This is a genomic window from uncultured Plantibacter sp. (genome assembly GCF_963518075.1).
GTDB classification, from domain to species: Bacteria; Actinomycetota; Actinomycetes; order Actinomycetales; family Microbacteriaceae; genus Plantibacter; species Plantibacter flavus_A.
Genome location: NZ_CAUQHZ010000008.1, coordinates 89,076 through 108,434, shown reverse-complemented (window position 1 = coordinate 108,434; position 19,359 = coordinate 89,076). Strand labels below are relative to the sequence as shown.

Below are 19,359 nucleotides of genomic sequence, written 5' to 3'. Positions count from 1 at the left end.
CGCGTGGGGGCCGTCGTCGTGTCGGGGCTCCGGCGTCCGATCAGCGACGCCGGGTGGCGTCCTGGACCTCGCCGACGAGCTCCTCGATGATGTCCTCGAGGAAGAGGACCCCGGTGGTGGCGCCCGCTTCGTCGAACACCCGGGCGACGTGTGCTCCCGAGCGGCGCATCGTGGTCAGTGCGTCTTCGACGTCCGAATCCTCGAACACCGACACGAGCTGCCTGATGTGCTTCGCGGGCACCGGCCGCTCCTCGTCGCCACTGCCGTCGAGGTCGTCGTACCGAAGCACGTCCTTCAAGTGCAGGTAGCCGATCGGCACCGACTCGTCGTCGACGATCACGTACCGCGAGTAGCCGTACTTGGCGACGGCGCGCTCGACGTCCGAGGGGGTGGCCTCCTCCGTCAGCGTGATCAGGCTGCCGAGCGGCAGGGCCACGTCGTGGACCTTCTTCTCGGTGAACTCGAACGCCGCAACGAGCGCACCCGTCGAGTCGGTGAGCACACCCTCGCGGGTGGACTGGTCCACGATGGTCGCCACCTCGTCCAGCGTGAACGCGCTCGCGGCCTCGTTCTTCGGCTCCACCCGGAACAGGCGGAGGACGGCGTTCGCGGTCGCGTTGAGGGACACGATGATCGGTCGGAAGACGCGCGCCACAAAGACGAGCGGCGGAGCGAGCAGCAGGACCGCGCGATCCGGGATCGAGAAGGAGAGGTTCTTCGGGACCATCTCGCCGAAGACCACGTGGAGGTAGGAGACGAGCAGCAGCGCGATGATGAACGCCACCGTGCCGATGGTCTCCTCAGGCCAGCCGGTGAGCGCCAACGGCACCTCCAGCAGGTGGTGGATCGCCGGTTCGGAGACGTTCAGGATGAGCAGCGAGCAGACGGTGATGCCCAACTGACTCGTCGCCAACATGAGCGTGGCGTGTTCCATGGCCCACAGCGCGGTCTTGGCGCTCCGGCTCCCCTGCTCGGCGAGGGGTTCGATCTGCGACCGACGCGCGGAGATGACCGCGAACTCGGCACCGACGAAGAAGGCGTTCGCGAGCAGCAGCACCACGAGCCAGGCGATTCCTGCCCAGTCGCTCATACGTCACCACCGTCCTCCGACACGACGGGTCTCGGGGTGAATCGGATCCGATCGATCCGTCGGCCGTCGAGTCGCTCGACGCGGAGCGTTCCGTCTTCGAGCTCGAGTTCGTCGCCTGAGACCGCGAGCCGTCCGAGCTCGCTCATGACGTAGCCCGCGACCGTCTCGTACGGGCCGTCCTCGGGGACGCGCACGCCGGCGCGCTCGAGGAGCTCGTCGGGACGCAGGCTGCCCGGGAAGGTCGTGGAGTCGCGTCCGCGGACCACCCCGGCACGCGAACGGTCGTGCTCGTCGGCGACCTCGCCCACGAGCTCCTCGACGAGGTCCTCGAGGGTGGTGACGCCCGCGGTGCCGCCGTACTCGTCGACCACGACGGCCATCTGGTAGCCGCGTCCGCGCAGCTGCGAGAGCAGCACGTCCAGCTTCATCGTCTCCGGGACGCGCAGCGCCGGTGACTGCAGGGCCGAGACGGGCACCTCGCCGCGGCGGTCGCGCGGGACTGCGATGGCCTGCTTCACGTGCACCACACCGGTGATGTCGTCGACGTCGGCATCGGTGACGGGGAAGCGCGAGTGGCCGGTCGACCTCGCGAGGGCGAGCACCGCCTGGGCGGGCTCGCCTCGTTGGATCGACGCGATGCGCGGCCTGGGCGTCATGACGTCCGACGCGTCGTGGCTCGAGAACCGGAGCGTGCGGTTGAGCAGGGTCGCGGTGTCGGCCTCGAGTGTGCCCTCGAGCGCCGATCGACGCACGAGGGACGACAGCTCCTCGGCCGTCCGGGCTCCCGACAGCTCCTCCTTGGGCTCGATGCCCATCGACCGCAGCAAGCCGTTGGCGCTGCCGTTGAGGACGACGATGGCGGGCTTGAACACCCAGGTGAAGGCCGTCTGGAACGGGACGACGAACTTGGCCGTCTGTCGGGGCAACGCGAGCGCGAAGTTCTTCGGCACGAGCTCGCCGATGATCATGCTGAGCAGCGTGGCGAGGGTGATCGCGACGATCGTCGCCACGACGGCGACGACGCCCTCGGGGATCCCGATGGCGCCGAGCGGACCGGCGAGCATCGACGACAGCGCCGGCTCCATGGTGTAACCGGTGAGGAGGGTGGTCAGGGTGATCCCGAGCTGCGCGCTCGACAGGTGCGTCGACGTGATCTTGAGCGCTGCGATCGTCATCGTCAGGCGGGTCTCACCACGGTCGCGGCGGGCCTCGAGATCGGCGCGGTCGAGGTTCACGAGCGCGAACTCGGAGGCGACGAAGAAGCCCGTGCCGATGGTCAGTACGAGGCCGACGCCGAGCATGATCCACTCAGACATGACGATCCCGTCCGTGCTGAGCGGTCGATGCCGGAGTGGGGGATCCGTCGCCCGGATGGGCGGTCGTCTCCCGTGATCGGGTCAGCACGGGGCTGGGATGGTGGCCGGGGGATCTGTCTGAAGGAGGGTCGTCCATTGTGCGGACGAGTCTATCGGACATCCGCGGCTGTGGACCCCGGATTTCCGGGGTTCTTCTCAGCCTCCGTCTGCCGCTGGCGATCCTCGGCCGCGCGACGCTTCCGACGCCGCAGGAGGAGGAACCGTGCTCCGATGCACGCCGCGGCGAGCGCCGGGACCCCACCCGAGACGATCATGCCCACATGTGGCCCGGCGACCTCGACGAGCCAGCCCATGAGCGGACCGCCGATCGACTGCCCGCCGAGCAGCACGAGGATGTACAGCGACATCACCCGTCCGCGGATCGCCACGTTGGACGACAGCTGGACGAGCGAGTTCGCCGCCGTGATGAAGAGGAGGTTCGCGACCCCGCCCGCGACGAGCAGGAGGGCGAAGGGCAGGAGCACGGGCATCGCGCCGGCGGCCGCCTGCAGGACACCGACCGCCGCCGCCGCGACGATCACGATGCGCAGGTCCACACCCCCACGCCTCGTCGACGCGAGCGCCCCGGTCAGCGCTCCGACGGCGACGAGGGCGTTGAGGAACCCGTAGCCGCTCGCGCCGATGTCGAAGACGTCCGAGGCGTAGGCGGCGAGCAGGACCGGCAGGTTGAAGGCGAACACCGACATGAACGCGACCATGATGACCGTCCACCGGATGGCCGGTTTCCGCATGGCGTAGCCGAGCCCCTCCTTGAGCTGGCCCTTCGCCTTCGCGACGACCGGGGTCGGAACGAGTTCCGAGACGCGCATGAGCGCCAGGGTGAGCACGACGCCGGAACAGGCGAGGGCGTTGATCGCGAAGGACCACCCGGAACCGACGGCGGTGATGAGGACACCGCCGACGGCCGGACCGACGAGCTGCCCGAGCTGGAAGACGGCGGAGTTGAGGCTGATGGCGTTCCGCAGTCTCGCCGGGCCCACGAGCTCGTTCACGAACACCTGTCGCGCCGGGTTGTCGACGACCGTGACGAGCCCGAGCATGAAGGCGATGACGTAGATGTGCCACACCTCGACCGCGCCGCTGAGCGTCAGAATCGACAGCGCGACCGCGAGGACGGCGGCGAGCGACTGCGTGATCATGAGCAGCACGCGCTTCGAGTAGCGGTCCGCGATCACGCCGCCGAGCAGTCCGAACAGCAGCATGGGCGCGAACTGCATCGCGACCGTGATCCCGACGGCGGCGACGCTGCCGGAGAGTTCGAGGACGAGCCAGTCCTGCGCGATGCGCTGCATTCCGATCGCGGTCGTCGCGACGATGTGTCCGATCGTGAAGAGTCGGAAGTTCGGGACGCGGAGCGAGGAGAAGGTGTCCCGCCAGGCGGGGCGCTCCCCCACGATCGGCATGGGGGCGGTGGGCGGCGGCGGAGCGACGGCGGTGTCGGAGGGAGGGGTCACGGAGAGAGCCAGCGTTTCGTATGTCGAGTGCGTGTCGTATGGGTGGAGCCGCGGAGGCCGTCGGCTCCCGTCCACGCTATTGCGGACGCGGCCATTTCCGAGCAGGATGATCCCTATCAGTCCTATTCGATTCTTGAATGATCGGCTCATGCATGTTCGACCCCGCACTGCTGCGCACCTTCCTGGCCGTCGCCGAGACGAAGAACTTCACGCGCGCCGCCGCGCAGCTCGGGTTGAGCCAGCCGACGGTCAGTCAGCAGATCCGACGGCTCGAGGAGGCCGCAGGACGGTGGCTCGTCGTCCGGGACACGAGAGCGGTCCGCCTGACCGACAACGGTGACGCGATGGCCGGGTTCGCGCGGACCATCCTCGCTGCACACGCCTCGGCGGAGAGCTACTTCACCGGCTCGGCGATGAGCGGTCGCCTCCGCTTCGGGGCCGCCGACGACCTCGCGATGACCCAGCTCCCCCGGATCCTGCGGCACTTCCGGCAGGGTCACCCGCAGCTGAACCTCGAACTCACGGTGAACCAGAGCGGGCCGCTGTACCGCCGGCTGAAGGCGGGCGCCCTCGACCTCATCTTCATCAAGATGCACCCCGGCCAGAACGAGGGCAAGCTCGTGCGGACCGACTCGATGGTCTGGGTCGGTCTCGAGAAGACCACGATCGAGCCGGGCCAGCCCGTCCCCCTCATCGCCTACCAGGATCCGAGTCTCTCCCGGCAGCTGGCGATCGACGCCCTGGAAGCCGCCGGGCGCACCTGGCGGATCACCTGCAGTACGCGGGAGGTGAACGGCGTCCTCGCGGCGGTGCGGGCCGGGCTCGGCGTCGCGGTCTTCCCGCGCAGCCTGATCCCGAGCGACCTCGTCATGCTGAGCAACCGGCTGGAACTCCCGACCCTGGGCGGCGTCGACTTCACCCTGCTCGCGAACCCGTTGGCGGCCGCCGGCCCGGTGGAGGCGCTCTCCTCGGCCATCATGGACCGGTCGCTCGCCTGAGCGAGCACACGGCGGTCAGGCGTCGATGGACTCCCACGCCTCGGCGAACGGCGCCGGGATGAGGTAGGTCTCGCGGACCTCGGCCGATTCGTGCGGGCCGCTGCCGTCGGGCGCGGTGAAGGGTTCGTCGAACTCGACGATCCACGTCGTCAGCTGTTCGGTCCACACCGAGACGAACGCCGCGGCACGCTGGCGGCCGGGCGCGACGATGACCCCGGAGGCACGCTCCCCCGTCGAGGGGTCGGATCCCGGGTCCACGAGCACGAGGACCTGCATGCCGACACCGAACCCGCGCGTCCCACCGTTCACCGCCATGGGCCCATCATCCCACCGCGGTCGTGCGCGCCGCACCAGTGCCGCGGCTCACCAGGAGACGGGCAGCGCCTTGCCCTCCTCGTACCCGGCGGCCGACTGGACGCCGACGATGGCGCGCTCGTGGAAGCCGGGGACCGAGTCGGCACCCGCATAGGTGAACGACGAGCGCACACCGGCGGTGATCATGTCGAGGAGGTCCTCGACCGACGGCCGGAGCGGGTCGATCGTGATGCGGGAGGACGAGATGCCCTCGGCGAAGAGCGTCTTCCGCGCGAGTTCGAAGGGATCGAGTCGACCGAAGCGCTCGTGCACGGCCTTCGTCGACGCCATGCCCCAGCTCTCCTTGTAGAGCGACCCGTCGGCGGCGCGCTGCAGCTCACCAGGGGCTTCGATCGTGCCGGCGAACCAGGAACCGATCATGACCGAGGACGCGCCGGCCGCGAGGGCGAGTGCGACGTCGCGGGGGTAGCGGACGCCACCGTCCGCCCAGACCTTCGCGCCGAGCGCGCGGGCGGTCGCGGCCGTCTCGAGCACGGCCGAGAACTGCGGACGTCCGACCGCCGTCATCATCCGGGTGGTGCACATCGCACCGGGGCCGACACCGACCTTGAGGATGTCCGCGCCGGCGTCGACGAGGTCCTGCACCGCGACGGCGGACACGACGTTGCCGGCGACGATCGGGAGGCCGAGACCGAGGGCGCGGACGGCCGCGATCGCCCGGAGCATGCCCTCCTGGTGCCCGTGGGCGGTGTCGATCACGAGGACGTCCACCCCGGCGGCGGCGAGCGCCTGCGCCTTGACGGCGACGTCACCGTTGATCCCGATCGCCGCGGCGACCCGGAGTCGGCCCGACGCGTCGAGCGCCGGCGTGTAGATGGTCGACCGGAGCGCGCTCGTCCGGCTGAGGGTGCCGACGACCGCTCCGTGGTGCAGCACGGGCGCGAACTCGAGGTCGGCGGCCACCATGAGGTCGAACGCGGCCCGGCCACCGGTCACGTCGTCGGCGTCGATCGAGGCGAGCGATCCGCGCGCGAGGTCGCCGAGCCGTGCGTCGGGCAGCGCCGTGGCGAGACGCGCGGCCGGGATGCAGCCGGCGAAGGCGTCGCGCTCGTCGTGGAGCACGATGCCGTGACCGGCGACCGCGGGGATCAGGCGCAGGGCGTCGGCCGCGGTCTGATCGGCGCGCATGATCAGCGGGGTGTCGAAGGCGACCGGCTGCTCCTTGACCCAGCGGATCGCCGCGTCGAGCTCCTGGAGCGGCATGTCCTGCGGCAGGACGCCGAGTCCGCCGCGCCGCGCCAGGGCCGCCGCGAGGCGTGGCCCGGTGACGGAGTTCATGTTAGAGGAGACGATCGGGATCGTGGCGCCGGTGCCGTCATCCGGAGCCAGGTCGACGTCGAGTCGACTCGTGATCCCGGAGCGGCTGGGGACGAGGAACACGTCCGAGTACGTCAGGTCGTGGCTGGGGATCTCACCGATGAACCGCATGAGAACACCGTATCCCGAGCGGCGTCCGAGCCGCACCGACGACGGAATGGGTTTAGGCTTGATGACTGGATCGTGCGGGCATGTTCCCTGCCTGCAAACAGTGAGAATTCAACGGAGAGAGTGGGCGATCGACGGTGTCGAGCCAGATGACCGGAGTGGGCGCCGATGACGGCGCAACGAACGAATTCGGAGCCAATGAATGGCTCGTCGACGAGATGTACGAGCAGTACCTCGTCGACAAGGATTCCGTGGACCGCTCCTGGTGGCCGATCCTCGAGCACTACCGGCCGGTGAACGGCGCAGCCCAGGGGACGACGGGCGGCCAGTCGGACGACGGTGCGGCGTCCGTCGGCACCACGGCGCCGGCCCCCGCCCCTGCGGCGGCCGAGGACGCGGCCCGGGTCAACCCGCCGACGGCCCCGATCCAGGTCATCGGTGCGCAGCCGGTCGCCCGCACCACCTCGGTCCAGGCGAAGCCGGCCCCGATCCCGGCCGACGCCCCGATGACGAGCCCGAACCAGATCCAGCAGCCGAAGAGCGACCAGACCGAACCCGCTCCGGAGGACGTCGACAAGGTCACCGTGCTGAAGGGCATGGCCAAGTCGCTCGCCACCAACATGGACGCGAGCCTGACGGTCCCGACCGCGACGAGCGTGCGCACCATCCCGGCGAAGCTGATGATCGACAACCGCATCGTCATCAACAACCACCTGAAGCGCGCCAGAGGCGGCAAGGTCAGCTTCACCCACCTCATCGGCTGGGCCCTCATCCAGGCGTTGAAGGACTTCCCGAGCCAGAACGTCTACTACGAGGAGACCGACGGCAAGCCCACGGTCGTCGCCCCGGCGCACATCAACCTCGGCATCGCCATCGACCTCCCGAAGCCCGACGGCTCCCGCGCCCTCATGGTGCCGGGCATCAAGCGCGCCGACACCCTCACCTTCAACGAGTACCTCTCGGCGTACGAGGACCTCGTGACCCGCGCCCGCAAGGGCAAGCTCACCGGAGCCGACTTCCAGGGCGTCACGATCTCGCTCACGAACCCCGGTGGCATCGGGACCGTGCACTCGGTCCCCCGCCTCATGAAGGGCCAGGGCTGCATCATCGGCGCCGGTGCCCTCGAGTACCCGGCCGAGTTCCAGGGCGCCTCCGAGCGCACGCTCAACGAGCTGGCGATCGGCAAGACGATCACGCTCACGAGCACCTACGACCACCGCGTCATCCAGGGTGCCGGCTCGGGCGAGTTCCTCAAGGTCGTCCACGAGCTGCTCATCGGCAGCCGCAGCTTCTACCAGGACATCTTCGCCGCGCTCCGCATCCCGTACGACCCGATCCACTGGTCGCCCGACATCAGCGTCGACCTCGCCGACGCCGTCGACAAGACCGCCCGCGTCCAGGAGCTCATCAACGCGTTCCGCGTCCGCGGCCACCTCATGGCCGACATCGACCCGCTGGAGTACGTGCAGCGCTCGCACCCCGACCTCGAGATCGAGACCCACGGCCTGACCTTCTGGGACCTCGACCGCGAGTTCGTCACGGGCGCCTTCGGCTCGGCTCGCACGGCCAAGCTGCGCGACATCCTCGGCGTCCTCCGCGACTCGTACTGCCGCACCACGGGCATCGAGTACATGCACATCCAGGACCCCGCGCAGCGCAAGTGGATCCAGAGCAAGGTCGAGCGCAAGTACGAGAAGCCGACGCACGACGAGCAGATGCGGATCCTCGGCAAGCTCAACGAGGCCGAGGCGTTCGAGACCTTCCTGCAGACGAAGTACGTCGGCCAGAAGCGGTTCAGCCTCGAGGGCGGCGAGTCCACCATCGCCCTCCTCGACACCATCCTCCAGGGTGCGTCGCAGGCCCAGCTCGACGAGGTCGCGATCGGTATGGCCCACCGCGGCCGCCTCAACGTCCTCACGAACATCGCCGGTAAGACGTACGGTCAGATCTTCCGCGAGTTCGAGGGCACGCAGGACCCGGCGAGCCACGGTTCCGGCGACGTGAAGTACCACCTCGGCACCGAGGGCACCTTCAAGGCCGAGGACGGCCGCGAGATCCCCGTCTACCTGGCAGCGAACCCCTCGCACCTCGAGGCCGTCAACGGCGTGCTCGAGGGCATCGTCCGCGCGAAGCAGGACCGCGGACCGATCGGCGCGTTCGGCACCCTCCCGATCCTCATCCACGGCGACGCGGCGATGGCCGGTCAGGGCGTCGTCCTCGAGACGATGCAGCTGTCCCAGCTCCGCGGCTACCGCACCGGCGGCACGGTCCACGTCGTCATCAACAACCAGGTCGGGTTCACGACGCCTCCTGGCGAGGGCCGCTCCTCCATCTACAACACCGACGTCGCGAAGACCATCCAGGCGCCGATCTTCCACGTGAACGGCGACGACCCCGAGGCCGTCGTGCGGGTCGCGGAGCTCGCCTTCGAGTACCGCCAGGAGTTCAAGCGCGACGTCGTCATCGACCTCGTGTGCTACCGCCGACGCGGCCACAACGAGGGCGACGACCCGTCGATGACCCAGCCGCTCATGTACAGCCTCATCGAGGCGAAGCGCTCCGTGCGCAAGCTGTACACCGAGGCGCTCGTCGGCCGTGGCGACATCACCGAGGAGGAGTACGAGGCCGCGCACCGCGACTTCCAGGACCGCCTCGAACGCGCCTTCATGGAGACGCACGCCGAGCAGACCTCGCCGACGCCGATCCCGACCGAGGTCCTCGACGAGGACGGCTACTCCGGCGAACTCGAGACGACCGGCGTCTCCGAGGGCGTCGTGCAGCTCATCGGCGACGCGTTCAACAACAAGCCCGCCGGGTTCACCGTCCACCCGAAGGTGCAGCAGCTCCTCGAGAAGCGACTCGACATGAGCCGCAACGGCAACATCGACTGGGGCTTCGGAGAACTGCTCGCGCTCGGATCGGTGCTCATCGAGGGCACCCCGGTACGGATGTCCGGACAGGACTCCCGCCGCGGCACCTTCGTGCAGCGCCATGCCGTCCTCCACGACCGGGTCAACGGCCAGGAATGGCTGCCGCTCGCGAACCTCAGCGACAACCAGGCCCGCTTCTGGATCTACGACTCGCTCCTCAGCGAGTACGCGGTCATGGGCTTCGAGTACGGCTACTCGGTCGAACGCGCCGACGCGCTCGTGCTGTGGGAGGCGCAGTTCGGCGACTTCACCAACGGCGCGCAGACGATCATCGACGAGTTCATCTCCTCCGCCGAGCAGAAGTGGTCGCAGCGGTCGAGTGTCACGCTCCTCCTCCCCCACGGCTACGAGGGCCAGGGGCCCGACCACTCGTCCGCGCGGATCGAGCGGTTCCTGCAGCTCTGCGCCGAGGACAACATGACCGTCGCACGGCCGTCGACCCCCGCGTCGTACTTCCACCTGCTGCGTCGCCAGGCGTACGCCCGCCCGCGTCGGCCGCTCGTCGTCTTCACCCCGAAGGCGATGCTGCGTCTGCGTGGCGCGACCAGCCCGGTGGCGGACTTCACCTCCGGTCGCTTCGAGCCGGTGATCGACGACCAACGGATCACCGACAAGGCCGCGGTCAAACGGGTCCTCCTGCACTCCGGGAAGATCCACTACGACCTCCTGAGCGAGCTGCAGAAGCAGCCGAACGACGAGATCGCCCTCGTCCGCGTCGAGCAGTTCTACCCGGTCCCGGTGGCCGAGCTGAACGCCGTGGTCGCGCAGTATCCGAACGCCGAACTGGTGTGGGTGCAGGACGAGCCGGAGAACCAGGGCGCATGGCCGTTCATCTGCCTGGAGGCCGCCAAGCACCTCGAGGGTCGGACGATCCGCAACGTGTCCCGCAGCGCGTCCGCCTCCCCCGCAACGGGTTCGGCGAAGCGTCACGCCGCCGAGCAGGCGGAGCTCCTCCGCACCGCGTTGGCGCTCTGACCCCAGCCGCACGACCGACGACCGCCCGTTCCGACGGGCGGTCGTCGTCGTCTGCCTCGTCCTCTGAGCGCGGGTGGTCAGCACGGCGACAGCGATCCGTGAGTGGGCGGTGAGCCGCCGCCAATAGGCTGACGCCATGGACTTCGCATTCCTCGCCGTCGTCGCGGTGGTGACCATCGTCGCGGTGGCCCGCTTCGCGAACAAGCTGCGCGTGGCAGCCCCGCTCATCCTCGTCCTGGTCGGGCTCGCCCTCAGCTATCTGCCGTTCGTGCCGGACGTCGAGGTCAAGCCGGAGTGGATCCTCGCCGGCGTGCTGCCGCCGCTCCTCTATTCCGCCGCGGTCAACGTGCCCCTGGTCGACTTCCGACGCAATCTCAAAGCGATCTCCGGACTCTCGGTCGTCCTCGTCGTGGTGTCGTCGGTCCTCATCGGCTGGATCCTGTCGACGATCCTCCCCGACCTGAGCCTGGCCGCCGGCATCGCCCTCGGTGCCGTCGTCAGTCCGACCGACGCGGTCGCCGCGACCTCCATCGGTAAGCGGCTGGGCATGCCGTCACGACTCGTGAGCGTCCTCGAGGGCGAGAGCCTCGTGAACGACGCCTCGGCCCTGGTCCTCCTGCGCTCCGCCATCGCCGCGACCGCCGGCACGGTCTCGCTGTGGGGTGTCCTGGGCGACTTCGCCTATGCCGTGGCGCTCGCGATCGCGATCGGGATCGTCGTCGGGTTCATCACGGTCCGGATCCGGTCCCGCCTCGGCGACCCGGTCCTCACGACGGTCATCTCCTTCGCCGTGCCGTTCATCGCGTATCTGCCCGCCGAGCACTTCCACGCTTCGGGCGTCCTGTCGGTCGTCGTCGCCGGACTCTACACCGGGCATCAGAGCGCGAAGTACTTCACCGCCCAGGACCGCATCAGCGAGCGCATCAACTGGCGGACGACGCAGTTCCTCCTCGAGAACGGGGTGTTCCTGCTCATGGGCCTTGAGCTCGAGGCCATCGTCTCGCAGGTGGAGCAGGACGACCTCGGCATCTGGTCGTCGATCGGCCTGGGGTTGCTGACCGCCAGCACCCTCATCGTCGTCCGCATCGTGTTCGTCGGCGTCCTCGTCTGGTCGTTGCGACGCGACGAACGGGAGGCCCTCGCCCGGCGCCCGAGGCTGGCGGAGGTCTCAGCACGTCTCGAGGAGCATCCGACGGAGAACGCGCGCTCAGCCAAGCGCAAGGCCGCCTTCTCGAGGTCGATCGCCCGGCGGAGCGCCGACCTGGACTTCCTGCAACGCGAGGGACTCGGGTGGCGCGGCGGCGCGGTGCTCGCCTGGGCGGGCATGCGTGGGGTCGTCACGATCGCCGCCGCGCAGTCGCTCCCGCTCGACACGCCGTATCGGGCGGAGCTGGTCCTCATCGCGTTCACGGTGGCGATCGTCACCCTGCTGCTCCAGGGCGGTTCCCTCCCGCTCGTCATACGGCTGTCCCGGGTCGGCGGGACGGACGAGCAGGCCGCGATGGCGGAACTGGCCGGTCTCGTCGAGGAGATCTCGACCGTCGGTGTGGCCGCCCTCGACGACCCGCAGCTGCGCACGGACGGTGGCGAGCCGTTCGACACCGCGGTCGTCGACCGGGTGCGTACGAGCAGCCTCATCCGCGTCGAGTCGGCGGCGGAACGCACCGACGCCGGCGTGGGCCCGCACGAGCAGTTCCGACAACTGCGACGCCGGGTGCTCGACGCCGAACGCGACGCGCTCCTCGATGCGCGGGCGACCGGCAGCTACTCCTCAGAGGTGCTGGCGAAGGCGCAGCGGATGCTGGACGTCGAGGAGTCACGCCTCGACGGTGCCGGCTGATGCCGTCGGTCGGCCGTCAGGCGCTCTCGTGGGTGGCCTGGGTGGCCCGGAGCGACGCGAGGACCTGGTTCTTCAGGTCTTCGGGTGCCGTCTCCTTGCACGCCCGCTGCACGGCCTCGGTGAGGGTCTGGGCGACGAGCGCCTCGTTCTGACACTCCGGGCAGTTCGCGAGGTGCTCGCGGATGTCGGCGGCCTCCGTCTTGCACACCTCGTGACGGAGGTACTCCTCCAGGTCTCGCTTGGCCTTGTCGCAGCCGCAGTCGCTCATTTCTTGCTCCCCTGCTTCGTCACGGTGAACCCCCGGGACGAGGCGTAGTCGGCCAACAGGTCGCGTAGGAGTCGTCGGCCACGGTGCAGACGACTCATCACGGTCCCGATGGGCGTTTTCATGATGTCGGCGATCTCCTGGTAGGCGAAGCCCTCCACGTCGGCGAGGTACACCGCGAGGCGGAAGTCCTCCGGGATGGCCTGCAACGCGTTCTTCACGTCGCTGTCCGGCAGGTGATCGATCGCTTCGGCCTCGGCGGATCGGCTGGAGGTGGCGCTGATCGACTCGGCACCGCCCAACTGCCAGTCCTCGAGGTCGTCGATGGTGCCCTGGTACGGCTCGCGCTGCTTCTTCCGATACGTGTTGATGTACGTGTTCGTGAGGATGCGGTAGAGCCACGCCTTGAGGTTGGTGCCCTGTTCGAACTGCGCGAACGCGGCGAAGGCCTTCACGAACGTCTCCTGGACGAGGTCCTGAGCGTCCGACGGGTTCTTCGTCATGCGCATGGCAGCGCCGTACAACTGATCGATGAACGGCAGTGCCTGTGCTTCGAACAGTGATCGGGGGTCCGGCTCGGCCGGAAGGGCTTCTGGGTCGACGGAGGTCATCACCGGCCAGTCTACGGCCAGCGCCAGACGGCCGTGATCGGCCTCCGTCACCGGTCGTTCCAGTACCGCTGTGGACATCCGCTCCTCCTTCTGCTCTCGACCCCGACTACTGTTGGAACCAATGTTGACCAATCCGTATTCCGCACCAGATTTCGACGTGTACGGCGATGCCGAACCCGAGCACGACGACGCAGCCTGGCCGGCGCCCGTCGCGGGCGGTCCGGTCGATGCGACCGTCTCGCTTCCGGGCTCGAAGTCGCTCACGAACCGCGAGCTCGTCCTGGCCGCTCTGGCCGACGGGCCCTCCCTCCTGCGCGCCCCGCTCCACTCGATGGACAGCACCAACATGGTCGAGGCGCTGCGCGCACTCGGGACCACCATCGTCGAGCGACCGGCGTCGGGCGCCTTCGGTAAGGACTGGCTCGTCACGCCGGGCGAGCTGTTCGGCAGCACGACCGTCGAGTGCGGGCTCGCCGGCACCGTCATGCGCTTCGTCCCACCGCTGGCCGCCCTCGCCCTCGGGCCGACCGTGTTCGACGCCGACCCATCGGCCAGGAACCGGCCGATGGCCACCATGATCGGGTCGCTCCAGGCGCTCGGCGTCGACATCAGCGACGACGGCCGGAAGGCGCTCCCCTTCACGGTGCACGGCACGGGCACGGTGAAGGGTGGCAAGCTCACGATCGACGCGTCGTCGTCGAGCCAGTTCGTGTCCGGCCTCCTGCTGGCCGCAGCCCGCTTCGAGCACGGCCTCCACCTCGTCCACGAGGGCGATCGTCTGCCGAGCCTGCCGCACATCGAGATGACCATCGCGGCCCTCGCGGCCCGCGGGGTCACCGTGGAACAGCCCTCCGTCGGTGAGTGGGTCGTCGCCCCCGGCACGATCGCCGCGCTCGACGTCGACCTCGAGCCCGACCTCTCCAACGCCGCACCGTTCCTCGCCGCGGCGCTCGTCACCGGCGGAAGCGTCACGCTCCGCGGCTGGCCCACCTCCACCACCCAGGTCGGTGCCGACCTGGCGGACCTCCTGCCCCGCTTCGGCGCGACGGTCACCCTCGACGGCGACCGCCTCACCGTCACCGGCGGCGAGCGGATCACCGCGGTCGACCTCGACCTGACCACCGGCGGTGAGCTCGCGCCCGCCCTCACCGCACTCGCGGCACTCGCCGACGGACCGTCGACCATCACGGGCATCGGGCACATCCGTCACCACGAGACCGACCGGCTCGCGGCCCTCGCGACGGAGATCAACAAGCTGGGTGGCGCCGTCACGGAGCTCCCGGACGGTCTCCGCATCGAGCCGCGCCCCCTCCACGGCGGCGAGTGGTCGAGCTACCACGACCACCGCATGGCGACCACGGGAGCGATCCTCGGTCTCGTCGTGCCCGGGGTCACCATCGAGAACGTCGCCACGACCGCGAAGACGCTGCCGCAGTTCACCGAACTGTGGCATGCGATGGTCGGGGGCTGAATCGATGAGCTGGTGGGACGACGGCGTCGACGACGACGAACCGGAACTCGACGAGTCGAGCATCAGGATGCGGCCGAACCCGAAGGCGAACCGCCCACGGACGAAGACGCGCCCCGAGCACCTCGATGCACTGACCGCCCGCGTCCTCGCGGTCGACCGCGGTCGCTACACGGTGCTCCTCGACGAAGGCACGCCCGAGGAGCGCGTCCTGACGTCGACTCGCGCTCGTGAACTCCGCAAGCAGGCCATCGTGACCGGCGACCGGGTTGACGTCGTCGGCGACACCTCGGGCGCCGAGGGCACGCTGTCGCGCATCGTACGGATCGTGCCGCGCACGACGCTGCTCCGCCGCAGCGGCGACGACACCGACGCCATGGAGCGCGTCGTCGTCGCCAATGCCGACCAGATGCTCATCGTCGTGGCTGCGGCGAACCCCGAACCACGTGCCCGACTCGTCGACCGCTACCTCGTCGCCGCCTACGATGCGGGGATCACCCCGATCCTCTGCATCACGAAGACGGACCTCCAGGACCCCGACGAGTTCCTCGCGAACTTCGCCGGGCTCGGCCTGCGGGTGTTCCGCAGCCGGGAGGACGATGTCCCTCTCGCAGAGATCACCGAAGCCCTCATCGGTCACGACACGGTCTTCGTCGGCCACTCGGGCGTCGGCAAGTCCACCCTCGTCAACGCCCTCGTCCCGACCGCTGAGCGCGCCACGGGGCATGTGAACGTCGTCACCGGTCGTGGCCGCCACACCTCCTCGTCGACCGTCTCGTTGCGCATCGAGGCGCCCGGAGGATCCGGGTGGGTCATCGACACCCCGGGCGTCCGCTCGTTCGGTCTCGGACACGTCGACACCGCCAACATCCTGAAGTCGTTCACCGACCTCGCGGAGATCGCGCTCGAGTGCCCACGCGGCTGCACCCATCTGCCCGACGCCCCCGACTGCGCGATCATCGAGGCCGTCGCAGAGGGGCGGCTCGGGGAGAACGGCCCGGCACGCCTCGACTCGCTCCAGCGGCTGCTGGGGACCTTCGCCACGATCAAAGCCGACCAGTACTCCTGACTAGGCTTGGGGTATGCCTGAACCCCTCCGTCTCTCCGCCGGCGACCCGGCCCCCGCGTTCACCCTCACCGACCAGGACGGCACCAGCGTGTCCCTGTCGGACTTCGCCGGACGACGGGTGATCCTCTACTTCTACCCCGCCGCGATGACACCCGGCTGCACCACCCAGGCGTGCGACTTCCGCGACAACCTCGCATCGCTCAGCGGTGCCGGGTACGTGGTGCTCGGCGTCTCGAAGGACTCCGTCGAGAAGCTCAAGGCCTTCCAGGAGGAGGACGGGCTCACGTTCCCGCTTCTCAGCGACCCGGAGTTGACGGTCCACCAGGCGTACGGAGCCTACGGCGAGAAGAACTCCTACGGACGCATCGTCACGGGAGTCCTCCGCTCGACGTTCGTCATCGACGAGACGGGCACCCTCACCCTCGCCCGGTACAACGTCAAGGCCACCGGCCACGTGAAGAGCCTCCGCAAGGCCCTCGGCCTCGACGCCTGACGCGTCGCGGCTGGACCATCACGACCGACGAGTCGCACTCAGATCTCGCGTCGGGTCACGGCGGCGACCGCCGGCGTGAACAGGAGCCCGAGGACGGCCAGCGACGGCAACAGCAGGAACCACCCGATCGCGGGTTGCGCGAAGACCCCCTGGAACGCGCCGACGGCGACGGCGATCTGCACGAGCTGCCAGGTGACCGCTCCCCCGCGGATCCAGCTCCGTCCGCGGATCGCGCCGAGGGCGAGCGCCGTGACGAACGCCGTGGCGATGAGCAGGATCACGAAGATCGCCAGTGCGCTCGTGAACGAGGCCGGCGTCGCCGCGACCAGCTCGAAGAGGAACCAGGCCGAGAGCCCGATCATGAGCAACGCCTCGGCGACGAGCAGGACGATGAAGGCCAGCACCGCCGGATGACGACGCTCCTCCGGGTTCGGAGCGGAGGTGGCGTTTCGATCGGTACTCACAGGGTTCACCCAAACTTGGCTATTGATTTGCTCTTACCGATATGAAACCATGTTTGAGGCCGACATGAGGTCCACGAGGGTGTGGACAGATCCCGAATCCCGGACGATCATCCCCCTCGCATTTCGGCTTTCGCTTCCCGATACCCCTCACTCGGTTGAAGAAATCTCACCATGCAATAAAAGGAGCTCCCCTATGGATTGGCGCGATAAAGCTGCCTGCCTGACCGTCGACCCGGAATTGTTCTTCCCGGTCGGGAACACCGGTCCGGCGGTCGATCAGATCGACAAGGCGAAGGCCGTGTGCGCCACCTGCAGTGTCACGGAGCTGTGCCTCCAGTACGCGCTCGAGACCGGCCAGGACTCCGGTGTGTGGGGCGGCCTCAGCGAAGACGAGCGTCGCGCTCTCAAGCGTCGCGCGGCTCGCGCCCGCCGCGCCTCCTAATCGCGGACGAGAACCCCGGGTGCCGAACGGCCCCGGGGTTCTCGCATGCCCGCGGCCGTTCGCGACGGACCAGGACCTCAGCTCTTGGCGACCCAGCGCATCGGGATCGCGATCGTGACCTCGGTGCCGCTCCCCATGAGCGTGTGCCAGTCGATCGTCCCGCCCAGTTCGCCCTGGATGAGCGTCCGCACGATCTGGGTGCCGAGACCGGACCCGACCTTCCCCTCCGGGAGCCCCACGCCGTTGTCGCGGACCTGCACGCTCAGCAGCTCGTCCGTGCGGTCGGCCGTGATCTCCACGTCGCCGTCGCGGCCGTTCAAGCCGTGCTCCACCGCGTTGGTGACGAGTTCGGTGAGCGCGAGGGCGAGTGGCGTCGCGTACTCGCTCGGGAGCACGCCGAACGAGCCGGAGGACTTCGGGCGGACCGTGGTGTTGTGGGAGCTCGCCACTTCGGCGATGAGCAGGAGCACGCGCTCGAAGACCTCGTCGAAGTCGACGTTCTGGTTGAGCCCCTCGGACAGCGTGTCGTGCACGACCGCGATGGCGGCCACGCGCCGCATGGCCTGCGTGAGGGCGTCGTGGGCGTCCTCCGAGTGCGTCCGCCTGGCCTGGATCCGCAGGAGCGACGCGACCGTCTGGAGGTTGTTCTTCACCCGGTGGTGGATCTCGCGGATCGTCGCGTCCTTCGTGATGAGTTCCTGCTCCTGGTGACGCAGTTCGCTGACGTCGCGGCAGAGCACGATCGCGCCGACCCGCTCGCCGCGGCTCCGCAACGGGATCGCCCGGAGGGAGACCGTCACACCCTTGTCCTCGATGTCGGTCCGCCACGGCGCCCGACCGGTGACGACGAGCGGCAGGGACTCGTCGACGGTGACGGTCCCCGTCCCGGAGAGCAGATGGGTCGTGACGTCCGCGAGCGACTCGCCCTCGAGTTCCTCGGCGAAGCCGATCCGGTTGAAGGCCGAGAGCGCGTTGGGGCTGGCGAAGGTGACGGTGCCGTCGACATCGAGCCGGATCAGGCCGTCGCTCGCGCGCGGTGCGCCACGGCGTGGTCCGGTCGGCGCACCGAGATCCGGGAAGTCGCCGACCGCGATCATCTCGAACAGGTCGCTCGCGCAGTCGTTGAAGGTTAGTTCCTGGCGGCTGGGCGTACGAGCCTCACCGAGATTGGTGTGGCGGGTGATGACCGCGATCGGTCCATCGGCATTGGTCGTCTCGGTCGGAGATATCCGCCGGGCGACGGGTACGGCACGAACCCTGGTCGGGGTCTCCTCGTACCAGTCCGGTGCGGACGACTCGATGATCCGTCCACTCTCGAAACAGTCGGTGACCTGCTTGCGCCATTCCTGCTTGATGGATTGTCCGACGAAGTCGCGATAGAAGAGTGTCGCGGCACTCGACGGACGCGAATGCGCGACCGCGATGAAACTGCCGGAATCGGTCGGTACCCAGATGACGATATCGGCGAACGCCAGATCCGCGAGGAGTTGGCTGTCAGCGAGCAGCATGTGCAGCCACTCCACGTCGGCCGCACTGGAGCGGCCCTGGGCGAGAACGAGATCACTGAGCGTCGACACGATGCCAGTCTAGGCTCGGCCGACCGGCACCGAGTGCGCCGGGCGTCCCCTGACGACCGCTGATCGGGCAGGCACGGAACGACGACGGCGCTCAGCGGCCCGCCTGGGGCCGCTGAGCGCCGTCGATCGGACGTGACGCGTCAGTTGGCCGCGCGGTAGGCGTCCTGGACCGCCTGGGGGATGCGTCCGCGCGACGACACGGCGTGCCCGTTCTTCGCGGCCCACTCGCGGATCGCGGCGAGGTTCTCGGCGCTGTTGCGGGTGCTGGTGTTCGAGGTGCGGCGCCCACGCTTGACCGGGCGTCCGGCCCCGATGTAAGGCTTCAGCGACTCGCGGAGGTTCTTCGCGTTGTCCGCACCGAGATCGATCTCGTATTCGGTTCCGTCGATCGCGAACCGGACGGTCTCTCCTGATCCGGAAGCGAGTTCGCTGCCGTCGAGATCGTCGATGTATGTGGTGATGACTTTCTGAGCCATGGGGGTCCTCCTGAAGATATCCGTGGTGAGT

Annotated in this window: 17 protein-coding genes; 7 read left to right on the top strand and 10 right to left on the bottom strand. The window is 68.9% G+C overall.

What is annotated here, in order from left to right:
- Window positions 1-40: 40 nt before the first annotated feature.
- The 3 genes from RWN05_RS11255 to RWN05_RS11245 all read right to left on the bottom strand — a co-directional run bounded on the left by RWN05_RS11255 (window position 41) and on the right by RWN05_RS11245 (window position 3,869).
- Complete coding sequence (locus tag RWN05_RS11255) at window positions 41-1,090, bottom strand: hemolysin family protein (protein ID WP_064295254.1); 1,050 nt, start codon at window positions 1,088-1,090, stop codon at window positions 41-43.
- On the bottom strand, window positions 1,087-2,406 hold the full coding sequence (locus tag RWN05_RS11250) for a hemolysin family protein (RefSeq protein ID WP_064295253.1): 1,320 nt from the start codon (window positions 2,404-2,406) through the stop codon (window positions 1,087-1,089). The genes RWN05_RS11255 and RWN05_RS11250 overlap by 4 nt, the downstream gene beginning before the upstream one ends.
- A gap of 149 nt (window positions 2,407-2,555) precedes the next feature.
- Complete coding sequence (locus tag RWN05_RS11245) at window positions 2,556-3,869, bottom strand: MFS transporter (protein WP_071262469.1); 1,314 nt, start codon at window positions 3,867-3,869, stop codon at window positions 2,556-2,558.
- Window positions 3,870-4,072: 203 nt separating this feature from the next.
- Between RWN05_RS11245 and RWN05_RS11240 the strand changes: the two genes are divergently transcribed.
- The gene (locus RWN05_RS11240; protein WP_079003972.1) at window positions 4,073-4,918 is read left to right on the top strand and encodes a LysR substrate-binding domain-containing protein; all 846 of its coding nucleotides are present in this window, start codon (window positions 4,073-4,075) and stop codon (window positions 4,916-4,918) included.
- A 15-nt stretch (window positions 4,919-4,933) separates the two neighbouring features.
- Here RWN05_RS11240 and RWN05_RS11235 read toward each other — a convergent pair whose 3' ends face one another.
- Together RWN05_RS11235 and RWN05_RS11230 are read right to left on the bottom strand one after the other, a co-directional pair.
- On the bottom strand, window positions 4,934-5,233 hold the full coding sequence (locus RWN05_RS11235) for a hypothetical protein (RefSeq protein ID WP_314139579.1): 300 nt from the start codon (window positions 5,231-5,233) through the stop codon (window positions 4,934-4,936).
- Between the two features lie 48 nt (window positions 5,234-5,281).
- Window positions 5,282-6,721 carry a GuaB1 family IMP dehydrogenase-related protein gene (locus tag RWN05_RS11230; protein WP_314139577.1) on the bottom strand — a complete coding sequence of 480 codons (1,440 nt, stop codon included), beginning with the start codon at window positions 6,719-6,721 and terminating at the stop codon, window positions 5,282-5,284.
- Between the two features lie 146 nt (window positions 6,722-6,867).
- Here RWN05_RS11230 and RWN05_RS11225 point away from each other — a divergent pair, with 146 nt between their 5' ends.
- Window positions 6,868-10,623: a multifunctional oxoglutarate decarboxylase/oxoglutarate dehydrogenase thiamine pyrophosphate-binding subunit/dihydrolipoyllysine-residue succinyltransferase subunit gene (locus RWN05_RS11225; protein ID WP_399542954.1), complete on the top strand. Its 3,756-nt coding sequence runs from the start codon at window positions 6,868-6,870 to the stop codon at window positions 10,621-10,623.
- A 136-nt stretch (window positions 10,624-10,759) separates the two neighbouring features.
- Window positions 10,760-12,463, top strand: a complete 1,704-nt coding sequence (locus RWN05_RS11220) for a sodium:proton antiporter (protein ID WP_121291850.1) — start codon at window positions 10,760-10,762, stop codon at window positions 12,461-12,463.
- A gap of 16 nt (window positions 12,464-12,479) precedes the next feature.
- On the opposite strand, the gene RWN05_RS11215 is transcribed toward RWN05_RS11220, so the two are convergent.
- Window positions 12,480-12,731 (bottom strand): zf-HC2 domain-containing protein, encoded by a 252-nt coding sequence (locus RWN05_RS11215; protein ID WP_064295247.1) that lies wholly within the window; start codon window positions 12,729-12,731, stop codon window positions 12,480-12,482.
- The gene (locus RWN05_RS11210) at window positions 12,728-13,417 is read right to left on the bottom strand and encodes a sigma-70 family RNA polymerase sigma factor (protein ID WP_079002798.1); all 690 of its coding nucleotides are present in this window, start codon (window positions 13,415-13,417) and stop codon (window positions 12,728-12,730) included. Before RWN05_RS11210 ends, RWN05_RS11215 begins: the two co-directional genes overlap by 4 nt.
- 43 nt (window positions 13,418-13,460) lie before the next feature.
- On the opposite strand from RWN05_RS11210, the gene aroA reads away from it, so the two are divergent.
- From aroA to bcp, 3 genes are read left to right on the top strand one after another with little or no spacing between them, the layout of a single operon-like run.
- Entirely contained in the window at window positions 13,461-14,810 is a 1,350-nt protein-coding gene (aroA, locus tag RWN05_RS11205) for a 3-phosphoshikimate 1-carboxyvinyltransferase (RefSeq protein ID WP_314139573.1), read from the top strand.
- A gap of 4 nt (window positions 14,811-14,814) precedes the next feature.
- Window positions 14,815-15,876, top strand: a complete 1,062-nt coding sequence (gene rsgA / locus RWN05_RS11200) for a ribosome small subunit-dependent GTPase A (protein ID WP_064295360.1) — start codon at window positions 14,815-14,817, stop codon at window positions 15,874-15,876.
- 13 nt (window positions 15,877-15,889) lie between these two features.
- Window positions 15,890-16,369, top strand: coding sequence for a thioredoxin-dependent thiol peroxidase (bcp, locus tag RWN05_RS11195; RefSeq protein WP_079002800.1), 480 nt, complete (start codon window positions 15,890-15,892; stop codon window positions 16,367-16,369).
- Between the two features lie 38 nt (window positions 16,370-16,407).
- Here bcp and RWN05_RS11190 read toward each other — a convergent pair whose 3' ends face one another.
- The gene (locus RWN05_RS11190; RefSeq protein WP_153303454.1) at window positions 16,408-16,833 is read right to left on the bottom strand and encodes a hypothetical protein; all 426 of its coding nucleotides are present in this window, start codon (window positions 16,831-16,833) and stop codon (window positions 16,408-16,410) included.
- 193 nt (window positions 16,834-17,026) lie between these two features.
- On the opposite strand from RWN05_RS11190, the gene RWN05_RS11185 reads away from it, so the two are divergent.
- On the top strand, window positions 17,027-17,275 hold the full coding sequence (locus tag RWN05_RS11185; RefSeq protein ID WP_056012627.1) for a WhiB family transcriptional regulator: 249 nt from the start codon (window positions 17,027-17,029) through the stop codon (window positions 17,273-17,275).
- A 77-nt stretch (window positions 17,276-17,352) separates the two neighbouring features.
- On the opposite strand, the gene RWN05_RS11180 is transcribed toward RWN05_RS11185, so the two are convergent.
- Together RWN05_RS11180 and RWN05_RS11175 are read right to left on the bottom strand one after the other, a co-directional pair.
- Window positions 17,353-18,852 carry a sensor histidine kinase gene (locus tag RWN05_RS11180; RefSeq protein WP_079002802.1) on the bottom strand — a complete coding sequence of 500 codons (1,500 nt, stop codon included), beginning with the start codon at window positions 18,850-18,852 and terminating at the stop codon, window positions 17,353-17,355.
- 140 nt (window positions 18,853-18,992) lie between these two features.
- Complete coding sequence (locus tag RWN05_RS11175; RefSeq protein WP_314139570.1) at window positions 18,993-19,328, bottom strand: Lsr2 family protein; 336 nt, start codon at window positions 19,326-19,328, stop codon at window positions 18,993-18,995.
- Between the last annotated feature and the right edge of the window lie 31 nt (window positions 19,329-19,359).